At 30.8% G+C, this 679-nt stretch carries 1 protein-coding gene and 1 pseudogene; both read right to left on the bottom strand.

What is annotated here, in order from left to right; genetic code table 11:
* Window positions 1–112: 112 nt before the first annotated feature.
* Entirely contained in the window at window positions 113–397 is a 285-nt protein-coding gene (locus V7183_RS21915; protein WP_335360824.1) for a hypothetical protein, read from the bottom strand.
* A 101-nt stretch (window positions 398–498) separates the two neighbouring features.
* Window positions 499–639: pseudogene (locus V7183_RS21910) on the bottom strand (CPBP family intramembrane glutamate endopeptidase); the annotation flags it as partial.
* Window positions 640–679: the final 40 nt, after the last annotated feature.

The raw sequence follows: 679 nt of genomic DNA, 5'->3' as shown, positions 1-679 counted from the left end.
GTTTTTAAAGTTATTTAAAGGCCTAGTTGTGTCATAGAAAATGGATTTTTAAATTAATAATAAAGTTGTTTAATTCCAGAGCCAAAAAACACGAATTAGCTCCCCAGTTTTATTAATACCCCTCTAATTGTTGTTCTTCTATAGGTTTAATGTTTCGTTTGTTATTTATGTATGTTTGAATTTCACCACGAATATTAGGATATAGACCAATATTCTGTAATTCATCTAGCGGTATCCATTTGACACCTGTTTGATTTTCGTCTGGATTATCTGAAATACAAGATGTTTCGCCTTCTTTCAACTCACATTCAAAAATCATTGTTAGCGAATGCACTGTTCCATACTTCTCTTTATTTTTAAAAGGTGCATATTCATATAGAAAAGCTACTTGCCACACGCACCCGTACGTTCTACCCTGGCTACTGATAGCTTAAATCTAAAATAAAAAAGTTCAACCAGTATCCCGATAGTTTAAGTGTATAGCTGTACAAACTATCACTACATCATGTAATGCTTTCCATTAATAATGTTTGTATCTTCTTTTCCATACAATACTTTCTTTGGATTTATAACGATGATTAAAACTGCTGCTACTAAATAAAAAATTGCGTTATACATGATTAAATCGATTAAGTTTCCGTAATATTCTTACAATTATTATGCCAAGAAATAGTAGAAG

The organism is Bacillus sp. JJ1127 (genome assembly GCF_036965845.1).
GTDB lineage: Bacteria > Bacillota > Bacilli > Bacillales > Bacillaceae_G > Bacillus_A.
This window is presented reverse-complemented; position numbering and strand designations above follow the sequence as displayed.